General features: G+C 28.8%; 2 protein-coding genes. Both read right to left on the bottom strand.

What is annotated here, in order from left to right; genetic code table 11:
• Positions 1–376 precede the first annotated feature (376 nt).
• On the bottom strand, positions 377–706 hold the full coding sequence (locus Q0649_RS10890; protein ID WP_298841457.1) for a hypothetical protein: 330 nt from the start codon (positions 704–706) through the stop codon (positions 377–379).
• A 748-nt stretch (positions 707–1,454) separates the two neighbouring features.
• Positions 1,455–1,744 (bottom strand): hypothetical protein (locus Q0649_RS10895; protein WP_298841460.1); only part of this gene is annotated, 290 nt, incomplete at its 5' end.

The following is a 1,744-nucleotide window of genomic DNA, read 5'->3' on the forward strand; positions in this document are numbered from 1 at the left end:
TTTCCCTACACGACGCTCTTCCGATCTCTAAACTTGCTACAGTTATTGAATTTATTTTATTTTTAGTATCAAGTGTTAAAACAACTAACGCTTCTCTATCATAATCTCCTATAAATTTTTTAAATATATTAGCACAATCTTTAGGACTTGAAATTTGAGTATCTCCATATTCTAAGTTTTTTTCTTTAACCATTTTTATTGATACAATTTGAACATTTTCCATTTCTACCACTCCTCGTATTTGTTTTTCTTTCTTTCTATACCTTCATTATACGCCTACGTAGGCGTATAGTCAAGGATTTTAGCCTGTTTTGATAAAATATATTTTACTGTAACCCAGTTATATCAACATTTATATGCTTTTTCCTAAAATAGCTTATGCCACCTTTTCAATTTTTAATTTTTTAATCCATTGTTGAATTTTTTCTATATTATTTCCTTCTATGCCCCATGCTTCTACATCAGCTGAAAGATTTAATCCATAACCTTCTATTTCCATAATAGTGTCTATATAATATCGTTCAATATATTGCCCTAATTCATCAAAACACTCTTTTCCAGCACCTTCAACATCATAAAACTCAATAAGTTGATTATCTTCTTTTAATGTTAAACAACGATTACGACCATAATTATCACCTTTCCCTATTACTCTTATTGCAAATTGTCTACCATTTTGATTTTCTATGAACATTAATTTTGCCATTTTACCACTCCTAAATTATTTGTTTTTGTTTCTTTCTATACCTTTATTATACACTCACGTAGGCGTATTGTCAATATAATTTGTCCTTATTTCAAAATAAATATCTATATAAACATAGTCATACCAACGATTAATCGAATAAATTGCATAATTGTCCACGAAGTGAAAAGGCGGATAATAAACTTATGTATATATAAGACTATGACCGCCGAGACATGCAATACTGGAGATTATAATTAATAAACTGCCACCCTACTTCTGCTTTAAAACTTACAAGAAAAATAATATTTGAGCTTTACTTTAAATAACAAAGTATTAATATGCGCCAAGGATTGTAGTGGAATTAAAAAAGCTTAAACATTAGATATTCTTTTCTAAAATTGGTTGGAGGTACGGAAAACAATCTTAAAAATATAGAATATCTTTTGTTTAAGTTTCTTTAATTGGAATGGAAAGCCTGCTCGGACGTCCAAATAAAAAAGTTTTACCTTTAAGGAGTTTAAAATAAATTATATATGCTAAGTATTAAATACTTTTTAGCTAGATTACTCCATCCCAGACGTCTCAAAATTAATATCAGATAAAACATCATTTTTTAAATTATACTGCCTTAAATATTTATTAAAATGATTTAAAGAATACTTATGTTACGGGTAATAACCAACTAATTAAATGGCTACATCTATTCTATTGCAATAAAAAAGAGCAGTTAAGATTTAAATCTCAACCAAAGTCAATTCATTTAATCCTATAGTTTCCACAATATCCACTTACATGTATCAAATGAATATTTCAACTCATACAACCTCTCTGAGCCCTTGATTACGCTCTGACATTTATAAACCAGCATATTATTACCAGCAAGCTTTTCCTTGTTTATAGTGAGTACTTTATCTATCTTAATAACTGATATACTTTCATCCTCATTAGCGATTTTGAAACGCACAGGATTTAATTTGCCATTCAAATCCGTCCATGTAACCATTTCAACAGGTTTAGCTATAACTTTCATTTTATCTCCTCCAAACATATGTTCCC

The sequence above is a fragment of the uncultured Clostridium sp. genome (assembly GCF_937920395.1).
GTDB lineage: Bacteria > Bacillota > Clostridia > Clostridiales > Clostridiaceae > Clostridium_AD.